Genomic DNA, 22,804 nt, shown 5'->3' on the forward strand with positions numbered 1-22,804 from the left:
GCGTTGTGTCAGTCAAAGTATAGGTCGACTGACACGGCGTCTTCGCGAGCAAGCCCGCTCCCACAGTTGGTTTTACGGTGAACATTATTGCGCGGTAGCTTTGAGGCCGGTGAGGAGCAACCGCTGAAACAGGTCTTCCTTCAGTCCTTCCGGATCGGTGAGCTGCATGCGCGCCAGATGCTCCGAATACAGCGAAGCCTGCGGCGCATCCAGCGCGGCCTTGCCCAACTCCAGAATCTCCGTCAGCTTGAATTTGCTCTTGAGCCAGTTCAGCGCCCGCAACAGATCCTTTTCGACCTCCGTGAAATCGCAGCCCAGCGGATACTCCGGAAACAGGTTCGGATGCCGTGCGGCAATCGCCTGCAAGCGTTGCGGGGTATTGTCGGTAAAGCGCGGGTCGAGAAGGAAATCCTTCGGTAGCTTGCCGACCTTCTGTGCCTGTTCGATCAGGCCCTGCTGGAAGCGTGAATCGCTGATATTGAGCAGCGCTTCGATCACCACCGCATCCGACTTGCCGCGCAAATCGGCGATACCGTACTCGGTGATTACGATGTCACGCAGGTGTCGCGGAATCGTGCAGTGGCCGTACTCCCAGACAATGTTCGAACTGACATCGCCGCCGGATTCGCGCCAGCTGCGCAGCAGCAGGATCGAGCGCGCATCGTGCAGCGCATGGCCCTGAGCGACGAAGTTGTATTGCCCGCCGACGCCGCTGAGCACCCGCCCGTCTTCCAGCTGGTCCGCCACCCCGGCACCCAGCAAAGTCATGGTGAACACGGTGTTGATGAACCGCGCGTCCAGACGCTGCAGACGCTTGAGCTCTTCCTGACCGTACAGCTCGTTGATGTAGCTGATGCGGGTCATGTTGAATTCAAGGCGTTTGCTCAGCGGCAACTCACGCAAGCGTTCATAGAAACTGCGCGGCCCGAGGAAGAATCCGCCGTGGATCGAGATGCCGTCGGTTTGCGCCGCCTCGTCGAGGGTCCCGGCGTTGGCCTGCTCCTGAGTCTGTACATCCGGGTAAACCTTGCGCCGGATGATCCCGGCTTCGGCCAGCACCAGCAGGCCGTTGACGAACATTTCGCTGCAACCGTACAGGCCTTTGGCGAAGGGCTCGATGCCGCCCTCGCGTTCGATCAACTGCGCCCACTGGCTGAGGTTCACATCGGTCAGCAAGTCCTGATATCCGGCGTTGTCGGCCTGACGCGCCAGCAACGCTGCGGTCAGCGCATCGCCCATCGAGCCGATACCGATCTGCAAGGTGCCGCCATCGCGCACCAAGGTGCTGGCGTGCAAACCGATGAAATGATCCTGAAAGCCGACAGGCATGTTCGGTGTGGAAAACAGCGTGCTGCTGTCCTTCTCGTCGATCAGCAGGTCGAAGGTATCGATGTCGACTTCGGCGTCGCCCGGCATGTACGGCAACTCGGTGTGCACCTGGCCGACCAGCAGAATGGTCTCCCCCGCCGCCCGGCGTTTGGCGATCATCGGGAACAGGTCGAGGGTGATGTCCGGGTTGCAACTGAGGCTCAGGCGATCCGGATGTTCGCTGCTGCTGGCGAGCAACTGCGCCACTAGGTTCAGGCCGGCGGCGTTGATGTCGCGGGCGGCGTGGCTGTAGTTGCTGCTGACGTAATCCTGCTGGGCCGGCGCGCTGTTGAGCAGGCTGCCGGGCTGCATGAAGAATTGCTCGATGCGGATGTTGGACGGCAGGCTGTCGCGGTGCAGGTCGGCGAGGAATTCCAGCTCCGGGTAATCGCCGAACACCCGCTCGACGAAGGGTTCGATGAAGCGCTTCTGCAAACCATCGCCCAGGGTCGGACGGCCAAGGCACAAGGCGGTGTAGATCGTCAGCTGACGTTCGGGCAACCCGGCAACCCGCCGGTACAGCGCGTTGACGAAGGGATTGGGTTTGCCCAGCCCCAGCGGCAGGCCCATGTGGATGTGCGCCGGCAACCGCGCCAGCACGTCGTCCACCGCCTGTTCGATCGAACACAACTGCACCATCTGAAGCCTCCTGCCCGTTCCGTGAATAGAGGTACGACCGAGATTGCCGGTTGTTTGCTGCAAAGAACAGCCTCAAGCCTGAATCGCGGGCACAAAAAAACCGTCCGGAGACGGTTTTTTTCGTCAGAAGCGCGGCTTATTTCAGGCCGGACATCTTCTGGATCGCGCCCTTGAGCTCTTCATCGGAGCAGTCGGCGCAGGTGCCTTTTGGCGGCATCGAGTTGATGCCGGTGATGGCCTTGGCCAGGATGCCGTCGAGGCCGCCCTGGTGATCGGCGCGCTCTTTCCAGGCCGCGGTGTCACCGATTTTCGGTGCGCCCAGCAGGCCGGAGCCGTGGCAAGCGTTGCAATGTTTGGCAATCACTTCGTCCGGCGTCTTGGCGCCGCCACCGCCGCCTGCCGAAGCAGCGACTTCCATCCCCTTGCACTCTTGCCCTTGAACACACACCTGGCCGACCGGCTCGAGGCGTTTGGCAATGTCGTCATTCGTCGCAGCTTGAGCGCTGACAGCCCAGAGGGCCAGTACGGTTGCTGGTGCAGCCAGCATTTTCATAATTAGGTTCACGCGTTCACCCTCAATGGTGGCTATTCACGCCTGCGGCCACGGTTCGCAGGCGGGCGCAAGTATAGCGGTTAGCCCGCTTCACTGAAACAACCCCAAATTCGAAGGGGTTATATCGCGCTGTGGAAAAACGTTTCGGGTGCCTTTGCCGTATGGCCTGGCGCCTCTTGGTTTAAAAATTCGCCGGCGTGGCTGCGCTGATTAGTCGCGCCGGTGCATCGAACGGGTTACGGAAACGATGCGGCTTGGTACTTTCAAAGTAGTAGCTGTCGCCGGCTTCGAGGATAAAAGTTTCAAGGCCTACCACCAGTTCCAGGCGCCCTTCCACCAGAATCCCGGTTTCCTCGCCTTCGTGGGTCAGCATTTCTTCGCCGGTGTCGGCGCCCGGCGGGTAGATTTCATTGAGGAACGCGATGGCCCGACTCGGGTGCGCGCGGCCGACCAGCTTCATGGTCACGGCGCCGTCGGAAATGTCGATCAGCTCGTTGGCCTTGTAGACGATCTGGGTCGGTTTTTCCTGCAGGATCTCTTCGGAAAAGAACTCGACCATGGACATGGGAATCCCGCCAAGAACCTTCCTCAGCGAACTGATCGAAGGGCTGACGCTGTTCTTTTCGATCATCGAAATGGTGCTGTTGGTGACGCCCGCGCGCTTGGCGAGTTCACGCTGGGAAAGCCCTTTGAGCTTGCGGATCGATTGCAGTCGTTCACCGACGTCCAAGGCTGGAGCCTCCTGATGTTGTAGAAATATTGAGCGTTATCATGGCGACAGCGTTCAGTATTTACAACACTTGGGCCCCGCTAGCGCTTCAACCCTCGGAATAGAGCCTTGGCACCCGGCGCAGGTTGCAGAAGATCTGGTACGGAATGGTGTCCGCCCACCTCGCCACATCGCTGGCGAGGATGTTTTTACCCCACAACTCGACGGTCGAACCGAGGCCGGCTTGCGGCACGTCAGTCAGGTCGATGCACAGCATGTCCATCGACACCCGGCCAAGAATGCGGCTGCGCTGGCCGGCCACCAGTACCGGAGTGCCGGTCGGTGCCTGACGCGGGTAACCGTCGGCGTAACCCATGGCGACCACGCCGATGCGCATCGGTTTGTCGGTGATGAACTTCGCGCCGTAACCCACCGGCTCGCCGGCCGGCAATTCGCGCACGCTGATGACTTTCGATTCCAGGGTCATCACCGGTTGCAGGCGCTCGGCCACAGCGTTGGCTTCTTCGAACGGGGTGGCGCCGTAGAGCATGATGCCCGGACGCACCCAGTCGCTGTGAATCTGCGGCCAGCCCAGCACCGCCGGCGAGTTGCGCAGGCTGACTTCGGCCGCCAGGCCCTGACGCGCGGCTTCGAACACTGCGACCTGATCGGCGCTGCTCTGCTCGTGCAGTTCATCGGCCCGGGCGAAATGGCTCATCAGCACGACTTTCGCTACTTTGCCGCTGGCCAGCAGACGCTGGTAAGCCGCCGGGTAATCCTTCGGATGCAGGCCCACGCGATGCATGCCCGAATCGAGCTTCAGCCACACGGTGATCGGCTTGCTCAACGCCGCCTGCTCGATCGCTTCGAGCTGCCACAGCGAATGCACCACGCACCAGAAATCGTGCTCGATGATCAGCGCCAGCTCGTCCGCCTCGAAAAAACCTTCAAGCAGCAGCACTGGCGCGCGAATCCCGGCGGCACGCAGCTCCAGGGCTTCTTCGATGCATGCCACCGCGAAGCCGTCCGCTTCAACCTCCAGCGCCTGGGCGCAACGTACCGCGCCATGGCCGTAGGCATCGGCCTTGATCACCGCCAGTGCCTTGGCACCGGTGACTTCACGGGCGATACGGTAGTTGTGACGCAGGGCTTGAAGGTCGATCAGGGCACGAGCAGGACGCATGGCAGCAGACTTCTTGGCGGTCATGGGAATAAAAACCGGCGCTGGCTGACGGCGTGAACCGCCAACAGCACCGGGAGAGGGATCTTTACAACGGGTTACGGCAACGCGGCGACGATGGAAATTTCGACCAGGATGCTCGGCTTGGCCATCTTCGCTTCGACGGTGGCGCGGGCCGGGGCGGCGCCTTTGGGCAGCCACTGATCCCACACCGAATTCATGCCGGCAAAGTGCGCCTCGATGTCGTTCAGGTAGATCGTCGCCGACAGCAAATGCTGTTTGTCGGTGCCGGCCAGATCGAGCAGACGCTCGATGTTGGCGAGGACGTCGCGGGTCTGCTGTTCGACACCGGCGTTGAAGTCATCGCCGACCTGCCCGGACAGATACACCGTACCGTTGTGGCTGACGATCTGACTCATGCGCTCATTGGTGAGCTGGCGCTGGATTGCCATGCTTTGCGGACTCCTGGGTGGTGTTGCCATAACGGGAAATATCGAGACCTTCGGCGCTGATCTGCGGCTTTTTCTTCGCCATCAGGTCGGCCAGCAAGCGACCGGAGCCGCACGCCATGGTCCAGCCGAGAGTGCCGTGACCGGTGTTCAGGAACAGGTTCTTGAACGGGGTGGCGCCGACGATCGGCGTGCCATCCGGGGTGGTTGGACGCAGGCCGGTCCAGAAGCTCGCTTCGGCCAGATTGCCGCCCTGAGGATAAAGGTCGTTGACGATCATCTCCAGGGTTTCGCGCCGACGCGGGTTGAGCGACAGGTCAAAACCGGCGATCTCCGCCATGCCGCCGACGCGGATGCGGTTATCGAAACGGGTGATCGCGACCTTGTAGGTCTCGTCGAGAATGGTCGAGGTCGGAGCCATGTCCGGGTTGGTGATCGGCACGGTCAGCGAGTAGCCCTTCAATGGATACACCGGGGCCTTGATGCCCAGCGGCTTGAGCAGTTGCGGGGAGTAGCTGCCGAGGGCCAGCACGTAGCGGTCAGCGGTTTCCAGCTTGCCGTCGATCCACACGCCGTTGATGCGGTCACCGGCGAAGTCGAGGCGCTGGATATCCTGGCCAAAGCGGAATTCCACACCCAGTTGGGTGGCCATTTCGGCGAGGCGGGTGGTGAAGATCTGGCAGTCGCCGGTCTGGTCGTTCGGCAGGCGCAGGGCGCCGGCGAGGATGTCGGTGACACCGGCCAGCGCCGGTTCGACGCGGGCAATGCCGGCGCGGTCGAGCACTTCGAACGGCACGCCGGATTCTTTCAGTACGGCGATGTCCTTGGCGGCGTTATCCAGTTGCGCCTGGGTGCGGAACAACTGGGTGGTGCCGAGGCTGCGGCCTTCGTAGGCGATGCCGGTTTCGGCGCGCAGTTCGTCGAGGCAGTCGCGGCTGTACTCGGACAGACGCACCATGCGCTCCTTGTTCACCGCGTAACGGTTGGCGGTGCAGTTGCGCAGCATCTGCGCCATCCACAGGTACTGATCAATGTCGGCGGTGGCCTTGATTGCCAGCGGCGCGTGGCGTTGCAGCAGCCACTTGATGGCTTTGAGGGGTACGCCCGGCGCAGCCCACGGCGAGGCGTAGCCTGGCGAGACCTGGCCGGCGTTGGCGAAACTGGTCTCCATGGCCGCAGCGGGCTGCCGGTCGACCACCACCACTTCAAACCCGGCACGGGCCAGATAGTAAGCACTGGCGGTACCGATGACGCCGCTACCCAAGACCATAACGCGCATTTTGTATCCCTCATCGCGGCGTGCCGCGTACGTCTGTTGTTAGAGCAATGATGCGCGCAGTGTAAAAAAGATTGGCCAGTGCTTTTCACTGTATAAGCGCCTATATTTGGCGACAATTCTCGGCAAAAACCCTTTTCACGGAGGCGCATCCCCTATGCGTACCAACACTCAGACCAAACGTGAGCTGGACAAGATCGACCGCAACATCTTGCGGATCCTGCAGGCGGACGGGCGGATTTCATTCACCGAACTGGGCGAAAAGGTCGGGCTCTCCACCACGCCGTGCACGGAGCGGGTGCGGCGCCTGGAGCGCGAGGGGATCATCATGGGCTACAACGCCCGCCTGAATCCGCAGCACTTGAAGGGTAGTCTGCTGGTTTTCGTCGAGATCAGTCTTGACTACAAATCCGGCGATACTTTCGAAGAGTTCCGACGTGCGGTGCTGAAATTGCCCCACGTGCTCGAATGCCACTTGGTGTCAGGGGATTTCGACTATCTGGTGAAGGCGCGGATTTCCGAGATGGCTTCGTACCGCAAATTGCTGGGCGACATCCTGCTCAAGTTGCCGCACGTGCGCGAATCCAAGAGCTACATCGTCATGGAAGAAGTAAAGGAGAGCCTGAGCCTGCCGATTCCGGACTGATCGCTCAGACCAGCACCTGTCGGTTTTCGGCCATGTACTCGAACACCTGCTTCTCGACCCGCGGGTGAATCAGCTCCACCGGGCGCCGGCCGTTGGGGCACGGCAAGGTCTGCGTCGTACCGAACAACCGGCAAATCAGCGGCCGCTCGTCATACACCGTGCAGCCATTTGGCCCCAGATGCACACAGTTGAGCTCTTCCATGGCCGCGTCCTGCTCGGCGCGGGTCTTGCGCGGCAGGCGGGACATTTCCTCGGGCGAGGTGGTCACCGGCCCGCAGCAGTCATGACAGCCCGGCACGCACTCGAACGTGGGAATCTGCTGACGCAGGGCGCGGATTTTCTGACTGTTGCAGCTCATTGCAGCGGTAACCGGAGCGGAATAGGCGGCAATTGTGCCGCAAAAGCCGTGATCCAGACACCACGGGCCGACCAATGTTGCCCGTCCTCGGGCCTGCGGCTTATGCTCCGTCAAATTTTCTCGACACCCGCTCAGGATGACGCCCATGAATGCCCGCGCCCACGCCTCCGCGAGCCAACCTCACGTTGCCTCTTATTACGCCGCCAGCAGCCTGCCGCAACCCGACCATCCGGTGCTGCAAGGTGAACTGATCGCGGACGTGTGCGTGGTCGGTGGCGGTTTCTCCGGGCTGAACACCGCGCTGGAACTGGTGGAGCGCGGCTTAAGCGTCGTGTTGCTGGAGGCGCACCGGATCGGCTGGGGCGCCAGCGGTCGCAACGGCGGGCAACTGATTCGCGGGGTCGGTCACGGCCTCGATCAATTCGCCAACGTGATCGGCACCGACGGCGTACGTCAGATGAAACTCATGGGCCTGGAAGCGGTGGAAATCGTCCGCCAGCGCGTCGAAAAATTTCAGATCCCCTGCGACCTGACCTGGGGTTACTGCGACCTTGCCAACAAACCTTCCGACCTTGAAGGTTTTGCCGAAGACGCCGAAGAGCTGCGCAGCCTCGGTTACCGCTACGAAACCCGCCTGCTGCAAGCGAACGAAATGCACACCGTGGTTGGCTCAAAACGCTACGTCGGCGGTTTGATCGACATGGGTTCCGGGCATCTGCACCCACTGAACCTGGCACTCGGCGAAGCCGCAGCAGCGCAGCAACTGGGGGTGAAGCTGTTCGAACAATCGGCGGTCACCCGCATCGACTACGGCCCTGAAGTCCGGGTGTACACCGCACAAGGTTCGGTGCGGGCGAAAACTCTGGTGCTGGGCTGCAATGCCTATCTCAATGACCTCAATCCGCAACTCAGCGGCAAGGTGCTGCCGGCCGGCAGCTACATCATCGCCACCGAACCGCTGAGCGAAGAACAGGCTCACGACCTGTTGCCACAGAACATGGCGGTCTGCGACCAGCGGGTGGCGCTGGATTACTATCGGCTCTCGGCGGACCGGCGCCTGCTGTTCGGCGGCGCCTGCCATTACTCGGGGCGCGATCCGAAGGACATCGGCGCGTACATGCGGCCCAAAATGCTGGAAGTGTTTCCGCAACTGGCCTCGGTGAAGATTGATTATCAGTGGGGCGGGATGATCGGCATCGGCGCCAACCGTCTGCCGCAGATTGGCCGGCTCGCGGAGCAGCCGAACGTGTATTACGCCCAGGCCTATTCCGGCCATGGCGTGAATGCCACACATTTGGCGGGCAAGCTGCTGGCCGAAGCCATCAGCGGACAGCAAAGCGGCGGTTTCGACCTGTTCGCCAAAGTGCCACACATCACCTTCCCCGGTGGCAAGCATCTGCGCTCGCCGCTGCTGGCGTTGGGGATGTTGTGGCATCGCCTTAAAGAGTTGGTCTGATACTTTTGCAGCGCCATTGATGACGCCTTCGCGAGCAGGCTCGCTCCCACTTTGCAATGCATATCCCTGTGGGAGCGAGCCTGCTCGCGAATGGGCTTCATGAGTTCCGAAGATTCAGATCCGCCAGAACGGCTTCAATCCCTCCTCCAGCGCCTGCTCGCGGGTCAGCCCGATATCCTTGAGCTGTTCCGGCGTCAGGCGCAGCAACGCCTTGCGCGTGTGCAGACGATGCCAGAACAGGTCCCAGCGACTCAGGCCGGACGGTGCGTTGCACATGCTCTCGTTGCGCGCATTGTCCTGTTGCCCTGCCTCCAGTTCCTGACTGTGTAACGTCAGCCGCACATCGCTCAAGCCGTTCATTTTCATTGCTCCTGTTTACTTGGGTAGCCAGAGATTCCATGATGCGCGGGCGGGCAAAAGCATTACAGAATCAACAGATCTGTATTAATTCCATACAGATTGATCGTCTCAAGCTCTGAATTGTCGATTTTTGCCGCATCTGTACCGGTTTACCGAATCACCTGCACCGAGGCAGTGTCATGACCCTGTATGTAAACCTTGCCGAACTGCTCGGCACGCGCATCGAACAAGGCTTCTACCGCCCCGGCGACCGACTGCCGTCGGTGCGCGCCTTGAGCGTCGAACACGGGGTCAGCCTGAGCACGGTGCAGCAGGCCTATCGCATGCTGGAAGACAGCGGCCTGGCCACGCCGAAACCCAAGTCCGGGTACTTCGTGCCGGTCGGTCGCGAGTTGCCGGAACTGCCGGCGGTGGGGCGTCCGGCGCAGCGGCCGGTGGAAATTTCCCAGTGGGATCAGGTGCTGGAACTGATTCGCGCCGTGCCGCGCAAGGACGTGGTGCAGCTGGGTCGCGGCATGCCGGACATCTCGTCGCCGACGATGAAACCGCTGCTGCGCGGACTGGCCCGTATCAGCCGCCGTCAGGACATGCCCGGTCTGTATTACGACAACATCCACGGCACTCTCGAATTGCGTGAACAGATTGCCCGGCTGATGCTCGATTCCGGCTGCCAGTTGAGCGCCAGCGATCTGGTGGTCACCACCGGTTGCCACGAAGCGCTATCCACCAGCATCCACGCGATCTGCGAGCCCGGCGACATCGTCGCGGTGGATTCGCCGAGCTTCCACGGCGCCATGCAGACCCTAAAAGGCCTGGGCATGAAAGCCCTGGAAATCCCCACCGACCCGCTCACCGGCATCAGCCTCGAAGCGCTGGAACTGGCGCTGGAACAATGGCCGATCAAGGTCATCCAGCTCACGCCCAACTGCAACAACCCGCTCGGCTACATCATGCCGGAGTCGCGCAAACGTGCCCTGCTCAACCTGGCCCAGCGCTTCGACGTGGCGATCATCGAGGACGATGTGTATGGCGAACTGGCCTACACCTATCCACGTCCGCGCACGATCAAATCCTTCGACGAAGACGGCCGCGTGCTGCTGTGCAGTTCGTTCTCCAAGACCCTGGCGCCGGGCCTGCGCATTGGCTGGGTCGCGCCCGGCCGCTATCTCGAGCGGGTGCTGCACATGAAATACATCAGCACTGGCTCCACGGCACCGCAACCGCAGATCGCCATCGCCGAATTTCTCAAGGCTGGGCACTTCGAACCGCATTTGCGGCGGATGCGCACGCAATACCAGCGCAATCGCGACGTGATGATCGATTGGGTGACGCGCTACTTCCCGGCCGGCACCCGCGCCAGCCGCCCACAGGGCAGCTTCATGCTCTGGGTCGAACTGCCGGAAGGTTTCGATACGCTGAAACTGAACCGTGCGCTGCACGATCAAGGCGTACAGATTGCCGTCGGCAGCATCTTTTCCGCCTCGGGCAAGTACCGCAATTGCCTGCGCATGAACTACGCTGCCAAACCGACACCGCTGATCGAAGAAGCGGTGCGCAAGGTCGGTGCGGCAGCGATCAGACTGTTGGCCGAGGCCGACTGACTTTTACCGAGCAAAAAGCGTCCATATGCCCAACTCTGCCGCCAACCGGAACGATCCCACGTGAGCTTCAGACAGCCCCTACTCGCTCTGCTGCTACTCGCCTCGTTCCTGGGCGGTTGTGCGTCCCTCGACGTACCGCGCGAACCAAGCCAGGCCTTGCCGGCCTCCGACTCCGCTTTCGGCCGTTCGATCCAGGCCCAGGCGGCGCCCTACAAGGGCCAGTCCGGCTTTCGCCTGCTGTCCAACAGTACCGAAGCCTTTACCGCCCGCGCCGAGCTGATCCGCAACGCTCAACGCAGCCTCGATTTGCAGTACTACATCGTCCATGACGGCATCAGCACCCGAATGCTGGTGGAAGAATTGTTGAAGGCCGCCGACCGTGGCGTGCGGGTGCGGATCCTGCTGGACGACACCACCAGCGACGGTCTCGACCTCATCATCGCCACACTGGCGGCGCATCCACAGATCCAGATCCGTCTGTTCAATCCGCTGCACCTGGGGCGCAGCACCGGCGTGACCCGTGCGGCCGGGCGGCTGTTCAACCTGTCGCTGCAACATCGGCGCATGCACAACAAGTTGTGGCTGGCGGACAACAGTGTGGCCATCGTCGGCGGGCGCAATCTGGGCGATGAATACTTCGATGCCGAGCCCAACCTGAACTTCACCGACATCGACATGCTCAGTGTCGGGCCGGTCGCCGAACAGCTCGGGCACAGTTTCGACCAGTACTGGAACAGTGCCCTGAGCAAGCCGATCGACGAATTCCTCTCCAGCAAACCCACGGCCAAAGACCTGCAGAACACCCGCACGCGCCTGGAAGAATCCCTGGAAGAGACCCGCAAACAGAATCACGCGCTGTATCAGCAGTTGATGACTTACCGCACCGCTCCGCGCATGGACGTCTGGCGCCGGGAGCTGATCTGGGCCTGGAATCAGGCGTTGTGGGATGCGCCGAGCAAGGTGCTGGCCAAGGGCGAGCCCGATTCGCAGCTGCTGCTGACCACACAACTGGCGCCGGAGCTCACCGGTGTCAGCAAAGAACTGGTGATGATTTCTGCCTATTTCGTGCCGGGACAACCGGGGCTGGTCTACCTGACCGGCCGCGCCGATGCGGGCGTGTCGGTAAGCCTGCTGACCAACTCGCTGGAAGCCACCGACGTGCCGGCGGTGCACGGCGGTTATGCGCCGTATCGCAAGGCGTTGCTGGAACATGGCGTGAAGCTGTTTGAGCTGCGGCGCCAGCCTGGGGATAACGACGGCAGCGGCCCGCACCTGTTTTACAGCAAGTCCTATCGTGGCTCGGATTCGAGCCTGCACAGCAAGGCGATGATCTTCGACGGCAAAAAATCGTTCATCGGCTCATTCAATTTCGACCCGCGCTCGGTGCTGTGGAACACCGAAGTCGGGGTGCTGGTGGACAGCCCCGAACTGGCGGCGCACGTGCGCGAACTGGCCTTGCAGGGCATGGCGCCGGCGCTCAGCTACGAAGCGAAACTGCAGGACGGAAAAGTGGTGTGGGTCACCGAGGACAATGGCCAGATGCACACGCTGACCAAGGAGCCCGGCAACTGGTGGCGGCGCTTCAATGCGTGGTTCAGCACCACCGTGGGACTGGAGCGGATGCTGTAGCAACCCGCTCCAGCCGCCTCATCAAGCGGGCTCCGGCACCTTGCCGAACGCCCCTTGTCGCGACAGCAGAATCACCAGCCCGAACGCGCCGGCCGCCATCAGCCACGGCAACGCATGTCCGCTGATCCACTGGCTGCCCGCGCCCGCCATCAACGGCCCGATCAGACAACCGACACCCCACAGCTGCGCGACATGCGCATTGGCGCGCACCAGCGCATCGTCGCGGTAACGCTCGCCAATCAGAATCAGCGAAAGCGTGAACAGACCACCGGCACTGGCGCCGAACAGCACCCACAGCGGCCAGATCAGCAAGGTGTCGAGCAGCATCGGGATCGCTAGGCTCGACAGCATCAACACCACGGCGCAGCCGGTGAACAGGGTCCGCCGTGACAGATAATCGGCCAGCGCACCGATCGGCAATTGCAGCAGCGCATCGCCCACCACCACGGTACTGACCATCGCCAGCGCGATTTCAGCGGTGAAGCCCTGCTGCAGGCAATACACCGGCAACAGCGTCAGGATCATCGCTTCGAATGCGGCGAACAAAGACACCGCCCAGGCGATGGCCGGCAGTTCGCGAGCGAAGCCCCACAGATCGCCGAAGGTCACGCTGCTGGCCTCGCTGCTCGGCGCACCGCTGCGGCCCAGCAGCAGAAGCGGCGATACGATCAACAGGCCAACACCGACCCAGAAACCATAATCGCGATCAGTGCCCAGCGCGCCCAACAGCAACGGACCGGACAGTTGGCTCAACGCGTAACTACTGCCGTACAGCGCCACCAGTCGCCCACGCCACTGCTCGACCACCAGTTGATTGATCCAGCTCTCGCCAAGGATGAAGACGATGGTCAGAGCCACGCCGATCATCAGCCGCAGGACCAGCCAGATCGGGTAGCTCGGCAGCAGCGCCAGCAGGCCGATGGACAGCGCCCCTGCCCACAGGCACAGGCGCATCAGGTTCGCCGTGCCGAAGTGCGCGGCCAGATGACTGGAAACCTTCGCCCCCAGCAACACGCCAATGGCCGGCATCGCCGCCATCACGCCAATGGCGAACGAGCCGTAGCCCCAGCCCTCCAGGCGCAACGACACCAGTGGCATGCTGACCCCCAGGGCCAGACCAACACTCAAGACAGACGCCAACACGGCGAAATACGTCGCCCAACGCATGGTCCACGCTCCTGTGGATATTTTTTGTATTCACACAAAACCAATGTGGGAGCGGACTTGCTCGCGAATGCAGTCTGACAGTCGACATTGATGCTGACTGACACACCGCCTTCGCGAGCAAGCCCGCTCCCACAGGGATCCTTGTACCGTTCGGGTGCCCGCTTCGGCGGGCTCCCTTAGCGACTTACAGCTTGATCCAGGTCGCCTTCAGCTCGGTGTATTTGTCGAACGCGTGCAGCGACTTGTCGCGGCCGTTGCCCGACTGCTTGAAGCCGCCAAACGGTGCGGTCATGTCGCCGCCGTCGTACTGATTGACCCACACGCTGCCGGCCCGCAGGGCCTTGGCGGTCAGGTGCGCCTTGGAAATGTCCTGAGTCCAGACTGCCGCCGCCAGGCCGTAAGGCGTGTCGTTGGCGATGCTGATCGCTTCCTCGGCGGTATCGAAGGCGATAACCGACAGCACCGGGCCGAAGATCTCTTCCTGGGCAATCTTCATCGCGTTGCTCACGCCGTCGAAAATCGTCGGCTCGACGTAAGTACCACCGGTTTCCTGAAGAATGCGCTTGCCGCCGGCCACCAGTTTGGCGCCATCGGTGTGGCCCGACTCGATGTAGGACAGCACGGTGTTCATCTGCTGAGTGTCGACCAGCGCGCCAACGTTGGTGGCCGGATCCAGCGGGTTGCCCGGTTTCCAGGTTTTCAGCGCCTCGATCACCATCGGCAGGAATTTGTCCTTGATCGAACGCTCGACCAGCAGACGGGAACCTGCGGTGCAGACTTCGCCCTGGTTGAAGGCGATGGCGCTGGCGGCGGATTCGGCAGCGGCTTGCAGATCCGGCGCATCGGCAAACACGATGTTCGGGCTCTTGCCGCCGGCTTCCAGCCAGACGCGCTTCATGTTCGATTCGCCGGAATAGATCATCAGTTGCTTGGCGATCTTGGTCGAACCGGTGAACACCAAGGTGTCGACGTCGTTATGCAGCGCGAGCGCCTTGCCGACGGTGTGGCCGTAGCCCGGCAGCACGTTCAGCACTCCTTTCGGGATGCCGGCCTCGACCGCCAGTTCGGCGATGCGGATGGCGGTCAGCGGGGATTTTTCCGACGGTTTGAGGATCACCGAGTTACCGGTCGACAGCGCCGGCCCGAGTTTCCAGCAGGCCATCATCAGCGGGAAGTTCCACGGCACGATGGCCCCGACCACGCCAACCGGCTCACGGGTTACCAGACCCAGTTGATCGTGCGGGGTAGCGGCGACTTCGTCGTAGATCTTGTCGATCGCTTCACCGCTCCAGCTCAGCGCTTGCGCGGCACCCGGCACGTCGATATACAGCGAATCGCTGATCGGCTTGCCCATGTCGAGGGTTTCGAGCAGGGCCAGTTCTTCGGCATGCTGCTTGAGCAGGCCGGCGAAACGGATCATGGTGGCTTTGCGTTTGGTCGGCGCCAGGCGCGACCAGACGCCGGAGTTGAACGTGGCGCGGGCGTTTTCCACGGCGCGCTGAGCGTCGGCGGCGTCACAGCTGGCAATCTTGCCCAGCAGGCGGCCATCGACCGGGCTGATGCACTCGAAGGTCTCGCCGGAGACGGCATCGGTGTACTCGCCATTGAGGAAGGCGCGGCCTTCGATCTTCAGGTCGCGAGCGCGTTGTTCCCAGTCGGCACGAGTCAGGGTGGTCATTCGAGTGTCCTCCTCTTGTTCAATACGAGCGCCGCGATCGTCGCGGTCGTTCTCGGGAATACTGCCCGGCCAGCCTGCTTTCGGCCCGAGGCATCCGCCACCCTAAACCAGCGGCCGGGGTTGTTTCAATATATTTGACATAAGGCGGTTATAGCGCCTTGCGGCGTTCAATTTAATCAACATAGACTTTGCCCCTTTCAAGCCACCGCGCCGTCATCACGGGAGAAAACAACAATGAACATCCAGAACGTCGTCGACATCAGCCTGACCACAACCGAAGCCGACCGCTATCGCCCGGACCCGGCCAAAGTACTCAAGGGCGATCCCGAGCAGGCGGTGTTCAACCAGTACGACAGCCCATGTGGGCAAATGGGCGTTGGCGTTTGGGAAGGTGCGGTCGGGCAGTGGACAGTGAATTACACCGAACATGAATACTGCGAAATCCTGCAAGGTGTTTCAGTGCTGCGTGACGGTGAAGGCAATGCAAAGACCCTGCGTGTCGGCGACCGCTTCGTGATTCCGGCCGGTTTCCGTGGCACCTGGGAAGTGCTGGAAGCGTGCCGCAAGGTCTATGTGATCTTCGAACAGAAGGCCTGATCCGACACAAGTGGTGACTACACGAGTAAGACGCGTGCAGTGCTTCTGAGTGAAACTTCGCGGCAGCGCTCATACATCGGGCAATTTCCTACCGAGGCAGGATGTCTCGGCAGGACTGACCGGCGAGCGCTCCCAACCGAATGGAACGCAAGGAGGCACCATGCCTGATTTCTGCAATATCAACGCCGCGCAATTTGCTGTCGGCCAAGTCGCCACCCCAGAGACCCTGAGCGCTATCCGCACTGCGGCCGGAGTTCAGAAACATCGACTGGAACGGCCGGAGGACTTGTTCAATCTCCTGCCCAAACCTGACCGGATCAGGGTGCTGGTCAACGATCGCAATGAGATCGATGAACTGATCTGCGGCTGATTGCTAATCGCCAGGCAACAAAAAAGGCCCGTATCGTGAGATACGGGCCTTTTTCGTAAGTCGGGAAAAATCAATTACTTGATTTTGCCTTCCTTGTAGATCACGTGCTTGCGAACAACCGGATCATATTTCTTGATCTCGATTTTGTCCGGGGTAGTACGCTTGTTCTTGTCGGTAGTGTAGAAGTGACCAGTACCGGCGCTCGAGATCAAACGAATCAATTCACGCATGATTAGCTCCCTTAAACCTTGCCGTCGCGACGCAGCTCGGCCAGCACAACGCTGATGCCACGCTTGTCGATGATACGCATGCCTTTGGCGGAAACGCGCAGGCGTACGAAACGTTTCTCTTCTTCAACCCAGAAGCGGTGATGCTGCAGGTTCGGCAGGAAACGACGACGGGTTTTGTTGTTTGCGTGGGAAATGTTGTTCCCAGTCACCGGACCCTTACCGGTAACTTGACATACTCTAGACATGCCTCAGCCCTCTAAAACCACATGCCCAACCCGGCATGGGTTGGCCGCTTAATCTCTAGTCATTGTGGCGCCAGGCGCCGCGATTCTTTAGAGGTCTTACCGGCTACACCTACAAGCGAAGGAACCGGGCCCCTAGAAAAGAGCGCTGCTTTATACCAGAAAGACCACGGAGCAACAACTTTCCGTGCGCAAAGAATGGCTAAAAAGCCGCTTTTCCCGGCCGCAAGCGCCTTGGGCAAAGGCTGCCGGCAATTTTTACCATTCGTCGAAGAAAATCGGCCATGCCCGCAATCGAGACTTTTCCCGCCACCTCTTCCGACAAATCCTTAACCCCGCAGCCCCGAAAATGCAAAAAGGGGATAGTCATTTTCAATCGCGACCACTAGGGTAGGCCTTTTCCAGACTGCACTTGCAGATGGGCCTTCGATCTGTAAAGGAAGCCGACCATGCGCCTCGCTGCCCTCCCCCTGCTCTTCGCCCCGCTGTTACTGAGTCCACTGGCCCAGGCCGCCGCCCTGAGCGTCTGCACCGAGGCCAGCCCCGAGGGCTTCGACGTGGTGCAGTACAACTCGCTGACCACCACCAACGCCTCGGCCGATGTGCTGATGAACCGTCTGGTGGACTTCGACACCGCCAGCGGCAAGGTGGTCCCGAGCCTGGCCGATAGCTGGGAAGTCAGCACCGACGGCCTGACCTACGTGTTCAAGCTGCACCCGCAGGTGAAGTTTCACACGACTGATTACTTCAAGCCGACACGCGAACTGACCGCCGAAGACGTCAAATTCAGCTTCGACCGCATGCTCGACCCGGCCAATCCGTGGCACAAGGTCGCCCAGAGCGGCTTTCCCCATGCTCAGTCGATGCAGTTGCCGAGCCTGATCAAGAAGATCGACGCACTGGATCCGCTGACCGTGCGCTTCACCCTCGATCACCCGGACTCGACGTTCCTCGCGACCCTGAGCATGGGTTTCGCCTCGATTTATTCTGCTGAATACGCCGACAAGCTGTTGAAGGCCGGCGCCACCGACAAGCTCAACAGCCAGCCGGTCGGCACCGGGCCGTTCGTCTTCACCCGGTTCCAGAAAGACGCCTCGATCCGCTACAAGGCCAACCCGGACTACTTCCGCGGCAAACCTGCGGTGGACCCGCTGATCTTCGCCATCACCCCGGACGCTAACGTGCGGCTGCAAAAGCTGCGGCGCAACGAGTGCCAGATTGCCCTGTCGCCAAAACCACTGGACGTACAGGCTGCCAAGCAGGAGCCGACGCTGAAAGTCGAAAAGACTGACGCGTTCATGACTGCTTTCGTAGGCATCAACAGCCAGCATCCGCCACTGGACAAAGCGGAAGTGCGCCAGGCGATCAACCTCGCCTTCGACAAGGCCAACTACCTGAAAGCCGTGTTCGAGGACACCGCCGAAGCCGCCAACGGCCCGTACCCGCCGAACACCTGGAGCTACGCGAAGAACCTGCCGGGTTACGCCCACGACGTGAACAAGGCCAAGGCCCTGCTGGCCAAGGCCGGATTGAAGGACGGTTTCCAGACCACCATCTGGACGCGCCCGTCCGGCAGCCTGCTCAACCCGAACCCGAGCCTCGGCGCGCAGCTCCTGCAATCGGATCTGGCAGAAATCGGCATTCAGGCGGAAATCCGCGTGATCGAGTGGGGCGAACTGATCCGTCGCGCCAAGGCTGGCGAACATGACTTGCTGTTCATGGGCTGGGCCGGCGACAACGGTGACCCGGACAACTTCCTCACGCCGCAGTTTTCCTGCGCGGCGGTCAAATCCGGCACCAACTTCGCCCGCTACTGCAATGCCGACCTGGACAAGCTGATCAGCGCCGGCAAGACCACCAGCGAACAAGGCGTACGCACCAAGCTCTACGAACAGGCGCAGGCGCAGATCCAGCAGCAGGCGCTGTGGCTGCCGCTGGCGCATCCGACGGCTTATGCGCTGACGCGTAAGGACGTGCAGGGTTACTCGGTGAGCCCGTTTGGGCGGCAGGATTACTCCAAAGTCACCCTTAAATAACCCGCCACAACACAAAACCTGTGGGAGCTGGCTTGCCAGCGATATCGGACTGACAGACAACATTGTGCTGAATGTGCCGCCGTCATCGCTGGCAAGCCAGCTCCCACAGGGTTTTGCATTCTCCCTTCGGAGCTACATCCAGCCACACTCCGCCATCGACAACGGTTCACCATCGCCAACGATGAAGTGATCGAGCACCCGCACATCAATCAACTCCAAAGCCTTCTGCAAGCGCTTGGTCAATAATCGATCAGCCTGACTGGGATCGGAGTTTCCCGACGGATGGTTATGGCACAGGATCACCGCTGCCGCGTTGTTGGCCAGGGAACGCTTCACGACTTCCCGGGGATGCACGGCCGTGTTGTCGATCGAGCCGCGAAACAGCGTCTCGAAAGTCAGCACCTGATGTTTGGAGTCGAGAAACAGGCAACCGAACACCTCGTGCGGCTCGTGGCGCAGCATGGCCTTGAGGTAATCACGCACGACCTGCGGATTTTCCAGCGCCGTTTTCTGGCGCATGCGCTCGGCCAAGTGTCGCCGCCCCATTTCCAGCACGGCCTGCAACTGGGCGAACTTCGCCGGGCCCAGGCCCAGTTGTTCACTGAACGTTGCGAGATCGGCCTCAAGCAAAGCACGCAAGCTGCCGAACTGACTCAACAGATGCCTTGCTACATCCACCGCACTTTTGCCGGATACGCCGGTACGTAGAAAAATCGCCAGCAATTCGGCATCGGAAAGACTTCCCGAGCCCTGTTCCAACAGCTTCTCCCGCGGCCTTTCCGCCGCCGGCCAATCGCGAATACTCATACACCTTCCTTGTCTGTGGGCGCCGCTGTTCCGTAGCGGTCGCTGTGATATCGTAGCCCATCTTTTTTGCGGGCGAATTCACCCTGGGGAGGGGGTTTCGCCACGTATGTCACCAACGAAATGAAAGGCAGACCTATGCAGCGGCTGTATCGGAAACGCATCGTTCTGGGCGTCGGCGGCGGCATTGCTGCCTACAAGAGCGCCGACCTTGTGCGCCGCCTGATCGATCAGGGCGCCGAAGTGCGCGTGGTCATGACCCGTGGCGGCAGCGAATTCATCACCCCGTTGACCATGCAGGCGTTGTCCGGTCACCCGGTTCACCTGGACTTGCTCGACCCGGCCGCCGAAGCGGCGATGGGCCACATCGAACTGGCCAAATGGGCCGATCTGGTGCTGATCGCCCCGGCCACCGCCGACCTGCTCGCCCGTCTGGCCCAAGGCATTGCCAACGATTTGCTGACCACCCTGGTGCTGGCCACCGACGCGGTCGTAGCGGTCGCCCCGGCCATGAACCAGGCCATGTGGCGCGACCCGGCGACCCAGGCCAACCTGCAACTTCTTGAAAGCCGTGGCCTGAAGACCTTCGGCCCGGCCTCGGGCAGCCAGGCCTGCGGCGACGTCGGCATGGGCCGCATGATGGAAGCCACCGACCTGGCCCAGCTCGCGGCGGACTGCTTCCAGCGTCAGGCATTGACCGGCAAGCACGTGGTGATCACCGCCGGCCCGACCCAGGAAAACATCGACCCGGTGCGCTACATCACCAACCACAGCTCCGGAAAAATGGGCTTCGCCCTGGCCGAAGCGGCAGTGGAGGCCGGCGCCCGCGTGACCCTGATCAGCGGCCCGGTGCACCTGCCGACGCCGGATCGTGTGACCCGTATCGACGTGGTCAGCGCCCGGGACATGCTCGCCGCCTGCGAAGCCGCGATCCCTTGCGACATTTTCATCGCCTCTGCGGCGGTGGCGGACTACCGCCCGGAAGTCGTCGCCCCGCAAAAATTGAAGAAAGACCCTACGAGCGGCGACGGCTTCGTCCTGCAAATGGTGCGCAACCCGGACATCCTGGCCACCATCGCGACCCGTCCCGACCGTCCGTTCAGTGTCGGCTTCGCCGCCGAGACCGAACACCTGCTCGACTACGCTGCACGCAAGCTGAAGGACAAGAATCTCGATCTGATCGTCGCCAACGACGTCGCCAACCCGAGCATCGGTTTCAACAGCGAAGAAAACGCCTGCAGCGTCATCGACCGTGCGCTGCACGCCACGCTTTTCGCCCAGACCAGCAAGAGCAAGATCGCTCGCCAACTGGTCACTTTTATCGCCGAACGTCTGAACCAGGTTTAATTTACATGCACGCTTTGCAAGCCAAGATCCTCGACCCACGCATCGGTACCGAATTCCCGCTGCCGCAATACGCCACACCGGGCTCCGCCGGCCTCGACCTGCGCGCCATGCTGCAAGAGGACATCGTGATCAAACCGGGTGAAACGGTGCTGATCCCCACCGGTCTGTCGGTCTACATCGGCGACCCGAACCTCGCCGCGCTGATCCTGCCGCGCTCGGGCATGGGCCATAAGCACGGCATCGTGCTGGGCAACCTCGTCGGCCTGATCGACTCCGACTACCAGGGCCCGCTGATGGTCTCCTGCTGGAACCGTGGCCAGACCGAATTCACCATGCCGGTCGGCGAGCGCCTGGCGCAGCTGGTGCTGGTGCCGGTGGTTCAGGCGCACTTCGAAATGGTTGAAGAGTTCGTCGAAACCGAACGCGGCGCTGGCGGTTTCGGCCATTCCGGCACCAAGTGATTGGTTTTGTGGCGAGGGAGCCTGCTCTCTCGCCATAAAAATACGCAGATTCATCTGCAAGCTTTACCGCTGAAAATCAAGGCATTGACAGGCCAAAGCCACGCCGTACAAGGCGTCATGGCCCTTTCACACCACGAACTCTCTGTGAAAACCGCCGTCATACCCTTCAGTTTGAGCTTGCCGTCGAATAGTCGTCGGTGTGTCCAGCCACTTTCGAGATGGAGCATTTTCGCAGATGAGCACCCCCGCCCAAGTCGCCCCGAAGCTTCCCGACAGCATCTTCCGCGCCTATGACATTCGCGGCACCGTGCCGGAATTCCTCAATGGCGAAACCGCCTACTGGATCGGTCGCGCCATCGGCTCCCAGAGCCTGGCCCAGGGCGAACCGAACGTGTCCGTCGGCCGTGACGGCCGCCTGTCCGGTCCGGAACTGGTTGCCGAACTGATCCGCGGTATCGCCGAAAGCGGCTGCCATGTCAGCGACGTCGGCCTGGTGCCGACCCCAGCGCTGTACTACGCCGCCAACGTGCTGGCCGGCAAATCCGGCGTGATGCTCACCGGCAGCCACAACCCGTCGAACTACAACGGCTTCAAGATCGTGATCGCCGGCGATACCCTCGCCAATGAACAGATTCAGGTTTTGCATGAGCGTATCAAGACCGGCAACCTGAGCAGCGGCACGGGCAGCGTGACCCAGGTCGAAATCCTCGACCGCTACACCACCGAAATCGTCCAGGACATCAAACTGGCCCGGCGCCTGAAAGTCGTGGTCGACTGCGGCAACGGCGCGGCCGGCGTGATCGCCCCGCAACTGATCGAAGCACTGAACTGCGAAGTCATCCCGCTGTTCTGCGAAGTCGACGGCAACTTCCCGAACCACCACCCGGACCCGGGCAAGCCTGAGAACCTCGTCGACCTGATCGCCAAGGTCAAGGAAACCAACGCCGACATCGGCCTGGCCTTCGACGGTGACGGTGACCGCGTCGGCGTGGTGACCAACACCGGCACCATTGTGTTCCCGGATCGCCTGCTGATGCTGTTCGCCCGTGACGTGGTGGCGCGCAACCCGGACGCGGAAATCATTTTCGACGTCAAATGCACCCGTCGCCTGATCCCGCTGATCAAGGAATATGGCGGTCGGCCGCTAATGTGGAAGACCGGTCACTCGTTGATCAAAAAGAAAATGAAACAGTCCGGCGCGCTGTTGGCCGGCGAAATGAGCGGGCACATTTTCTTCAAGGAGCGCTGGTTCGGTTTCGACGACGGCATTTACAGCGCCGCACGGCTGCTGGAAATCCTCAGCAAGGAAAAATCTTCGGCCGAGGAGCTGTTCGCGACCTTCCCGAACGATATTTCCACGCCGGAAATCAATATCCATGTGACCGAAGAGAGCAAATTCAGCATCATTGATGCACTGCACGATGCGCAGTGGGGCCCAGGCGCCGACCTGACCACCATTGACGGCGTGCGGGTCGACTACGCCAAAGGCTGGGGCCTGGTGCGCGCGTCCAACACCACACCGGTGCTGGTGCTGCGCTTCGAGGCCGATGACGAGGCTGAATTGCAGCGCATCAAGGCTGTGTTCCATGCCCAACTGAAACGCGTTGCACCTGATCTCCAACTACCGTTCTGATTGCTGATTCACCCG

At 61.4% G+C, this 22,804-nt stretch carries 22 protein-coding genes and 1 pseudogene; 10 read left to right on the forward strand and 13 right to left on the reverse strand.

What is annotated here, in order from left to right; translation table 11 throughout:
• Window positions 1–84: 84 nt before the first annotated feature.
• The 6 genes from ACKUG4_RS11695 to dadA form a co-directional block, all read right to left on the reverse strand.
• Window positions 85–2,007, reverse strand: coding sequence for an acetyl-CoA hydrolase/transferase C-terminal domain-containing protein (locus ACKUG4_RS11695; protein ID WP_445434049.1), 1,923 nt, complete (start codon window positions 2,005–2,007; stop codon window positions 85–87).
• 136 nt (window positions 2,008–2,143) lie between these two features.
• Window positions 2,144–2,560, reverse strand: a complete 417-nt coding sequence (locus ACKUG4_RS11700) for a c-type cytochrome (RefSeq protein WP_039765242.1) — start codon at window positions 2,558–2,560, stop codon at window positions 2,144–2,146.
• Between the two features lie 181 nt (window positions 2,561–2,741).
• Window positions 2,742–3,290: a cupin domain-containing protein gene (locus ACKUG4_RS11705; protein ID WP_003229444.1), complete on the reverse strand. Its 549-nt coding sequence runs from the start codon at window positions 3,288–3,290 to the stop codon at window positions 2,742–2,744.
• 88 nt (window positions 3,291–3,378) lie between these two features.
• Window positions 3,379–4,452: an alanine racemase gene (gene alr / locus ACKUG4_RS11710; RefSeq protein WP_445434050.1), complete on the reverse strand. Its 1,074-nt coding sequence runs from the start codon at window positions 4,450–4,452 to the stop codon at window positions 3,379–3,381.
• Between the two features lie 95 nt (window positions 4,453–4,547).
• A complete protein-coding gene (locus tag ACKUG4_RS11715; protein ID WP_039765240.1) occupies window positions 4,548–4,901 on the reverse strand; it encodes a RidA family protein in 354 nt (117 codons plus the stop codon).
• Window positions 4,873–6,177, reverse strand: a complete 1,305-nt coding sequence (gene dadA, locus ACKUG4_RS11720) for a D-amino acid dehydrogenase (protein ID WP_445434051.1) — start codon at window positions 6,175–6,177, stop codon at window positions 4,873–4,875. Before dadA ends, ACKUG4_RS11715 begins: the two co-directional genes overlap by 29 nt.
• A 154-nt stretch (window positions 6,178–6,331) precedes the next feature.
• On the opposite strand from dadA, the gene ACKUG4_RS11725 reads away from it, so the two are divergent.
• Window positions 6,332–6,820, forward strand: coding sequence for an Lrp/AsnC ligand binding domain-containing protein (locus ACKUG4_RS11725; RefSeq protein ID WP_003177284.1), 489 nt, complete (start codon window positions 6,332–6,334; stop codon window positions 6,818–6,820).
• A 4-nt stretch (window positions 6,821–6,824) separates the two neighbouring features.
• Here ACKUG4_RS11725 and ACKUG4_RS11730 read toward each other — a convergent pair whose 3' ends face one another.
• Entirely contained in the window at window positions 6,825–7,178 is a 354-nt protein-coding gene (locus ACKUG4_RS11730; RefSeq protein ID WP_064600390.1) for a YkgJ family cysteine cluster protein, read from the reverse strand.
• Between the two features lie 145 nt (window positions 7,179–7,323).
• Here ACKUG4_RS11730 and ACKUG4_RS11735 point away from each other — a divergent pair, with 145 nt between their 5' ends.
• On the forward strand, window positions 7,324–8,634 hold the full coding sequence (locus tag ACKUG4_RS11735) for an NAD(P)/FAD-dependent oxidoreductase (RefSeq protein WP_445434052.1): 1,311 nt from the start codon (window positions 7,324–7,326) through the stop codon (window positions 8,632–8,634).
• A gap of 114 nt (window positions 8,635–8,748) precedes the next feature.
• On the opposite strand, the gene ACKUG4_RS11740 is transcribed toward ACKUG4_RS11735, so the two are convergent.
• Window positions 8,749–8,994 carry a DUF1127 domain-containing protein gene (locus ACKUG4_RS11740; protein WP_039765237.1) on the reverse strand — a complete coding sequence of 82 codons (246 nt, stop codon included), beginning with the start codon at window positions 8,992–8,994 and terminating at the stop codon, window positions 8,749–8,751.
• A gap of 179 nt (window positions 8,995–9,173) precedes the next feature.
• Here ACKUG4_RS11740 and ACKUG4_RS11745 point away from each other — a divergent pair, with 179 nt between their 5' ends.
• Together ACKUG4_RS11745 and ACKUG4_RS11750 are read left to right on the forward strand one after the other, a co-directional pair.
• Window positions 9,174–10,595, forward strand: coding sequence for an aminotransferase-like domain-containing protein (locus tag ACKUG4_RS11745; RefSeq protein ID WP_064600394.1), 1,422 nt, complete (start codon window positions 9,174–9,176; stop codon window positions 10,593–10,595).
• Between the two features lie 60 nt (window positions 10,596–10,655).
• Entirely contained in the window at window positions 10,656–12,224 is a 1,569-nt protein-coding gene (locus ACKUG4_RS11750) for a phospholipase D family protein (RefSeq protein ID WP_445434053.1), read from the forward strand.
• Between the two features lie 21 nt (window positions 12,225–12,245).
• Here the strand turns inward: ACKUG4_RS11750 and ACKUG4_RS11755 are convergent, their stop codons facing one another.
• Both ACKUG4_RS11755 and ACKUG4_RS11760 read right to left on the reverse strand, forming a co-directional pair.
• Window positions 12,246–13,391, reverse strand: coding sequence for an MFS transporter (locus tag ACKUG4_RS11755; protein ID WP_064600400.1), 1,146 nt, complete (start codon window positions 13,389–13,391; stop codon window positions 12,246–12,248).
• A gap of 184 nt (window positions 13,392–13,575) precedes the next feature.
• The gene (locus tag ACKUG4_RS11760; protein ID WP_064600402.1) at window positions 13,576–15,069 is read right to left on the reverse strand and encodes an aldehyde dehydrogenase; all 1,494 of its coding nucleotides are present in this window, start codon (window positions 15,067–15,069) and stop codon (window positions 13,576–13,578) included.
• A gap of 234 nt (window positions 15,070–15,303) precedes the next feature.
• Here ACKUG4_RS11760 and ACKUG4_RS11765 point away from each other — a divergent pair, with 234 nt between their 5' ends.
• Together ACKUG4_RS11765 and ACKUG4_RS11770 are read left to right on the forward strand one after the other, a co-directional pair.
• Window positions 15,304–15,666 (forward strand): cupin domain-containing protein, encoded by a 363-nt coding sequence (locus ACKUG4_RS11765; RefSeq protein ID WP_236187571.1) that lies wholly within the window; start codon window positions 15,304–15,306, stop codon window positions 15,664–15,666.
• A gap of 160 nt (window positions 15,667–15,826) precedes the next feature.
• The gene (locus ACKUG4_RS11770) at window positions 15,827–16,036 is read left to right on the forward strand and encodes a peptidase inhibitor (protein WP_064600404.1); all 210 of its coding nucleotides are present in this window, start codon (window positions 15,827–15,829) and stop codon (window positions 16,034–16,036) included.
• Window positions 16,037–16,110: 74 nt separating this feature from the next.
• Here ACKUG4_RS11770 and rpmG read toward each other — a convergent pair whose 3' ends face one another.
• A complete protein-coding gene (gene rpmG / locus ACKUG4_RS11775) occupies window positions 16,111–16,266 on the reverse strand; it encodes a 50S ribosomal protein L33 (RefSeq protein WP_003177274.1) in 156 nt (51 codons plus the stop codon).
• 11 nt (window positions 16,267–16,277) lie between these two features.
• Window positions 16,278–16,511: a 50S ribosomal protein L28 gene (gene rpmB, locus ACKUG4_RS11780; protein ID WP_003177273.1), complete on the reverse strand. Its 234-nt coding sequence runs from the start codon at window positions 16,509–16,511 to the stop codon at window positions 16,278–16,280.
• Window positions 16,512–16,957: 446 nt separating this feature from the next.
• On the opposite strand from rpmB, the gene ACKUG4_RS11785 reads away from it, so the two are divergent.
• A complete protein-coding gene (locus ACKUG4_RS11785; protein WP_064600406.1) occupies window positions 16,958–18,544 on the forward strand; it encodes an ABC transporter substrate-binding protein in 1,587 nt (528 codons plus the stop codon).
• Between the two features lie 132 nt (window positions 18,545–18,676).
• Here the strand turns inward: ACKUG4_RS11785 and radC are convergent, their stop codons facing one another.
• Window positions 18,677–19,351 carry a RadC family protein gene (gene radC, locus ACKUG4_RS11790; protein WP_064600411.1) on the reverse strand — a complete coding sequence of 225 codons (675 nt, stop codon included), beginning with the start codon at window positions 19,349–19,351 and terminating at the stop codon, window positions 18,677–18,679.
• Between the two features lie 135 nt (window positions 19,352–19,486).
• On the opposite strand from radC, the gene coaBC reads away from it, so the two are divergent.
• The 3 genes and pseudogenes from coaBC to ACKUG4_RS11805 all read left to right on the forward strand — a co-directional run.
• Window positions 19,487–20,695 (forward strand): bifunctional phosphopantothenoylcysteine decarboxylase/phosphopantothenate--cysteine ligase CoaBC, encoded by a 1,209-nt coding sequence (gene coaBC / locus ACKUG4_RS11795; protein WP_064600412.1) that lies wholly within the window; start codon window positions 19,487–19,489, stop codon window positions 20,693–20,695.
• Window positions 20,696–20,700: 5 nt separating this feature from the next.
• Window positions 20,701–21,156 carry a dUTP diphosphatase gene (gene dut / locus ACKUG4_RS11800; RefSeq protein ID WP_007954445.1) on the forward strand — a complete coding sequence of 152 codons (456 nt, stop codon included), beginning with the start codon at window positions 20,701–20,703 and terminating at the stop codon, window positions 21,154–21,156.
• Between the two features lie 256 nt (window positions 21,157–21,412).
• A pseudogene (locus ACKUG4_RS11805) lies at window positions 21,413–22,789 on the forward strand (phosphomannomutase/phosphoglucomutase); the annotation flags it as partial.
• Between the last annotated feature and the right edge of the window lie 15 nt (window positions 22,790–22,804).

Source organism: Candidatus Pseudomonas auctus (assembly GCF_048654275.1).
Classification (GTDB): Bacteria; Pseudomonadota; Gammaproteobacteria; order Pseudomonadales; family Pseudomonadaceae; genus Aquipseudomonas; species Aquipseudomonas pharyngis.

What these genes read in the sequence shown, in the direction of transcription:
- ACKUG4_RS11770 (WP_064600404.1), top strand. Translation starts at nt 15,827, where the DNA reads ATGCCTGATTTCTGCAATATCAACGCCGCGCAATTTGCTGTCGGCCAA.
- ACKUG4_RS11740 (WP_039765237.1), bottom strand. Translation starts at nt 8,994, where the DNA reads ATGAACGGCTTGAGCGATGTGCGGCTGACGTTACACAGTCAGGAACTG.
- ACKUG4_RS11745 (WP_064600394.1), top strand. Translation starts at nt 9,174, where the DNA reads ATGACCCTGTATGTAAACCTTGCCGAACTGCTCGGCACGCGCATCGAA.
- ACKUG4_RS11755 (WP_064600400.1), bottom strand. Translation starts at nt 13,391, where the DNA reads ATGCGTTGGGCGACGTATTTCGCCGTGTTGGCGTCTGTCTTGAGTGTT.
- radC (WP_064600411.1), bottom strand. Translation starts at nt 19,351, where the DNA reads ATGAGTATTCGCGATTGGCCGGCGGCGGAAAGGCCGCGGGAGAAGCTG.
- coaBC (WP_064600412.1), top strand. Translation starts at nt 19,487, where the DNA reads ATGCAGCGGCTGTATCGGAAACGCATCGTTCTGGGCGTCGGCGGCGGC.
- alr (WP_445434050.1), bottom strand. Translation starts at nt 4,452, where the DNA reads ATGCGTCCTGCTCGTGCCCTGATCGACCTTCAAGCCCTGCGTCACAAC.
- rpmB (WP_003177273.1), bottom strand. Translation starts at nt 16,511, where the DNA reads ATGTCTAGAGTATGTCAAGTTACCGGTAAGGGTCCGGTGACTGGGAAC.
- ACKUG4_RS11700 (WP_039765242.1), bottom strand. Translation starts at nt 2,560, where the DNA reads ATGAAAATGCTGGCTGCACCAGCAACCGTACTGGCCCTCTGGGCTGTC.
- ACKUG4_RS11715 (WP_039765240.1), bottom strand. Translation starts at nt 4,901, where the DNA reads ATGGCAATCCAGCGCCAGCTCACCAATGAGCGCATGAGTCAGATCGTC.
- ACKUG4_RS11765 (WP_236187571.1), top strand. Translation starts at nt 15,304, where the DNA reads ATGAACATCCAGAACGTCGTCGACATCAGCCTGACCACAACCGAAGCC.
- rpmG (WP_003177274.1), bottom strand. Translation starts at nt 16,266, where the DNA reads ATGCGTGAATTGATTCGTTTGATCTCGAGCGCCGGTACTGGTCACTTC.
- ACKUG4_RS11725 (WP_003177284.1), top strand. Translation starts at nt 6,332, where the DNA reads ATGCGTACCAACACTCAGACCAAACGTGAGCTGGACAAGATCGACCGC.
- ACKUG4_RS11735 (WP_445434052.1), top strand. Translation starts at nt 7,324, where the DNA reads ATGAATGCCCGCGCCCACGCCTCCGCGAGCCAACCTCACGTTGCCTCT.
- dut (WP_007954445.1), top strand. Translation starts at nt 20,701, where the DNA reads ATGCACGCTTTGCAAGCCAAGATCCTCGACCCACGCATCGGTACCGAA.
- dadA (WP_445434051.1), bottom strand. Translation starts at nt 6,177, where the DNA reads ATGCGCGTTATGGTCTTGGGTAGCGGCGTCATCGGTACCGCCAGTGCT.
- ACKUG4_RS11730 (WP_064600390.1), bottom strand. Translation starts at nt 7,178, where the DNA reads ATGAGCTGCAACAGTCAGAAAATCCGCGCCCTGCGTCAGCAGATTCCC.
- ACKUG4_RS11785 (WP_064600406.1), top strand. Translation starts at nt 16,958, where the DNA reads ATGCGCCTCGCTGCCCTCCCCCTGCTCTTCGCCCCGCTGTTACTGAGT.
- ACKUG4_RS11760 (WP_064600402.1), bottom strand. Translation starts at nt 15,069, where the DNA reads ATGACCACCCTGACTCGTGCCGACTGGGAACAACGCGCTCGCGACCTG.
- ACKUG4_RS11695 (WP_445434049.1), bottom strand. Translation starts at nt 2,007, where the DNA reads ATGGTGCAGTTGTGTTCGATCGAACAGGCGGTGGACGACGTGCTGGCG.